This is a genomic window from Cnuella takakiae (genome assembly GCF_001953305.1).
GTDB lineage: Bacteria > Bacteroidota > Bacteroidia > Chitinophagales > Chitinophagaceae > Flavisolibacter > Flavisolibacter takakiae.
Genome location: NZ_MTFE01000010.1, coordinates 5,365,145 through 5,368,465, shown reverse-complemented (window position 1 = coordinate 5,368,465; position 3,321 = coordinate 5,365,145). Strand labels below are relative to the sequence as shown.

General features: G+C 51.6%; 2 protein-coding genes. One reads left to right on the top strand and one right to left on the bottom strand.

Annotated elements, in window-relative coordinates; genetic code table 11:
- Nucleotides 1-1,493: S9 family peptidase (locus BUE76_RS24055; RefSeq protein WP_143313448.1), on the top strand; the 1,493-nt coding region annotated here is incomplete at its 5' end.
- Nucleotides 1,494-1,688: 195 nt separating this feature from the next.
- Here the strand turns inward: BUE76_RS24055 and BUE76_RS22875 are convergent.
- Nucleotides 1,689-3,134: an APC family permease gene (locus BUE76_RS22875; RefSeq protein ID WP_073038794.1), complete on the bottom strand. Its 1,446-nt coding sequence runs from the start codon at nucleotides 3,132-3,134 to the stop codon at nucleotides 1,689-1,691.
- Nucleotides 3,135-3,321: the final 187 nt, after the last annotated feature.

Sequence of the window (3,321 nt, the reverse complement as noted above, 5' to 3'; positions counted from 1 at the left end):
ATGCGCAACCAGGCGATGAGAACACGAGCTATGAAATGTTCCTGTTCCGGATGGCTGATCGAAAACCTACCCGTGTGGGTATCGATGTGATCGATTATGGTGGAGCGCCTTTCCTCAACTGGCGTTCGGGCAACAGCCGGTATTTTACCTTCGAACGAACCGATCGCGGGCACCAGCGTTTCCGCATCATGGAGGTGGATACCGAAACCGCAACTGCACGGGAGCTTGTAGAGGAGCAGGCCAGCACCTTCATTTTTGAACAGCGCATCCTCACCCATTACCTGCCCGAAACCCAGGAGGTTGTTTGGGTAACCGAAAAAGACGGGTGGCGGCATATTTACCTTTTGGATGAGCAAACCGGCAAAGAAAAACTACAGGTGACAAAAGGCGATTGGGTGATACGCGAGGTGGATAGCATCGATACCAGGAAGCGCGAAATATGGTTCCAGGCCAGTGGTATGAACAAGAACGAGGATCCTTATTTTATCCATTACTACCGGATCGGTTTTGATGGTAAGAACCTCGTGCGACTCACCGAGGCCAATGCCAACCACAGGCTGTTGTTTACCCCCAACCGCAAGTATTATATCGACCAGTATTCGCGGGTGGACATGCCACCGGTGATGGAGTTGCGCCGCACGGCTGATGGTAAAAAACTAATGCAGCTGGAGCAGGCCGATGTGTCGGGTTATGCTGCTACCGGGCTTAATTACCCGGAAGTGTTTGTTGCCAAGGGCCGCGATGGTGTTACCGATATCTGGGGCATCCTGTTCCGGCCAGGCAATTTCGATCCCTCCAAGCGCTATCCAATTATCGAGCAGATCTATGCAGGCCCGCAGGGCTCTTTTGTGCCCAAAAGCTTTAGTGCGTACAGTGAGCCGCAAAGCCTGGCCGAACTGGGTTTTATCGTGGTGCAGATCGATGGTATGGGCACCTACAACCGCTCAAAGGCTTTTCATGATGTGTGCTGGAAAAACCTGGCTGATGCCGGCTTTCCCGACCGCATCCTGTGGATGCAGGCGCTTGCTGGTAAATACCCTTATGCCGATACTTCCCGTGTGGGTGTGTATGGCACATCGGCCGGCGGGCAGAATGCTGCCGGTGCCCTCCTGTTTCACCCCGGATTTTACGATGCGGCAGTATCGGCATGCGGCTGCCACGATAACCGTGTAGACAAACAATGGTGGAACGAGCAGTGGATGGGTTTCCCTGTGGGCAAACACTACGACGAGCAGTCGAATATCACCAATGCCCACAAGCTGCAGGGCAACCTGATGCTGGTAGTGGGGGAGGCCGATGAAAACGTACCGCCGGAGTCAACCTACCGCGTTGCGGATGCTTTGATTAAAGCAGGAAAAGATTTTGAATTCCTGGCCATTCCCGGGATGGGACATAGCGATGGCGGGCCTTATGGCCGCAAAAAGAAGCGCGACTTTTTTGTGAAACACCTCCATGGTGTGGACCCGCCGAAAAGGAATGTAAACGAGTTATAAAGCAGCGCCGTTAAAATCGGTAATCAGCGCTGGTTGTTTTTACAACCAGCCTTTTTTATTGCAAATATTGGGTAGATGCATTTACACCTTTGCGCTCTTAGCGCTTCCTTTGCGTTATTTGCGATACAATCAAAAGTTGAAATGGTATCGCAAAGAGCGCGAAGCACTGCGCAGAGAACGCAATGAAAAATAAGCTCAATGGATTTCTTCGGCAACCGGAACCGTTTCTGACTCTGTTTTGGGTTTGCTTCCCTTTGCAAGTGCCATATAATAAATAGGAATGCCCAACAGCGTGATGATCAATCCCGGCCAGGTAAACCTTGGTTTGTACACGATCAGCAAACTACAGAACGTAAGACCCATCAAAATATAAACGATGGGCAGCACCGGGTAACCAAATGCTTTATAAGGCCGGTCAGCATCGGGCCGCTTTTTGCGCAGGATGAAAATGCCGGCAATAGTGAGCATGTAAAAGCCAACCACCACGAATGAGATCATGTCCAGCAGGTCGCCGTAGCGGCCGCTCAGGCACCAGGCACCTGCAAAGATGCATTGCAGCCACAGCGCGTATGCAGGTACTGCATTTTTATTGAGCCTGCCCACCTTGCTGAAAAACAGGCCATCCTGCGCCATGGTATAGTACACCCGGGCACCGGCGAGGATGATGCCGTTGTTGCACCCAAAGGTGGATACCATGATCATCAGTGCAATGATGATGGTACCTGCATTGCCAAAGATGACCTGTGAGGCTGCAACGGCAACGCGGTCTTTCTCTGCTGCGGCCACCTGCTGCAAGGGCAATACGGCCGTGTACATGATATTGGTGGCGATATAAATGAGCGTCACCACAAGGGTGCCGAGGAACAGGCTTAAACCAATGTTGCGTTTGGGGTTCCTGATTTCGCCGGCAATAAAGGTTACGTTGTTCCATGAGTCGCTGCTGAAGATGGAACCTACCATGGCGGCGGCAATGGCACCCAGTGCGCCAATAGTAGTGTAGCTGGCAGTTGTGCCTTCAGGAGACAGGCTTTGCATTTGCCAGGGATCCTTCCAGTTGGCGGCCCATACTTCAGGTTTCAATGCAAACAGTCCAAATAGGATCAGTGCAAACAGGCTGAGTAGTTTGGTAAGGGTAAATGTTGTTTGAATGATCTTACCGCTTTTAATACCCCTTGTGTTGATATAGGTGAGCAGCCCGATTACCCCAATGGACAACAGCTGGGCCGGTGAAATGGTGAGCCATCCAAGATCAACGGCAATGCGGTCTTCACTTAGTTGGGGCAACAGGTAAGCTGTAAATTTTGCAAAGGCCACACCCACGGCAGCGATGGTAGCGGTTTGGATCACCGCAAAAAAACTCCAGCCATACAGAAAACCTATTAGCGGGTTATAGGCTTCTTTCAGGTACACATACTGACCGCCTGCCCTGGGGAACATGGCACTCAGTTCGCCATAGCTCAGGGCTGCCGTAATGGTCATAAACCCGGTGATGAGCCACACGGCTACCAGCCAGCCCGCGCTGCCCACATTGCGGGTAATATCGGCACTGACAATAAAAATCCCGGAGCCGATCATGGAGCCCGCAACGATCATGGTGGCATCGAGCAGGCGCAGCGAAGGTTTGAAATTGGATTGGTTCATAACAGGGGCCCGGTGGTTAATGTTTCGATTGAAGTAAGTTAAGCATTATGGCCGGCGGCCCTGCAAGCACAATTACCGCTTATTAACCAGTATTTGCCGGATATTGACAGCCCTGTTTTTTTGAATCGGTCCTGCTTAACCTATACATGCCAGCGGTAAATAGTTGCAGGTTGTTTGTGGTTAGGGA

Coding starts and splice junctions, on each gene's coding strand:
- BUE76_RS22875 (WP_073038794.1), bottom strand. CDS start 3,134: ATGAACCAATCCAATTTCAAACCTTCGCTGCGCCTGCTCGATGCCACC.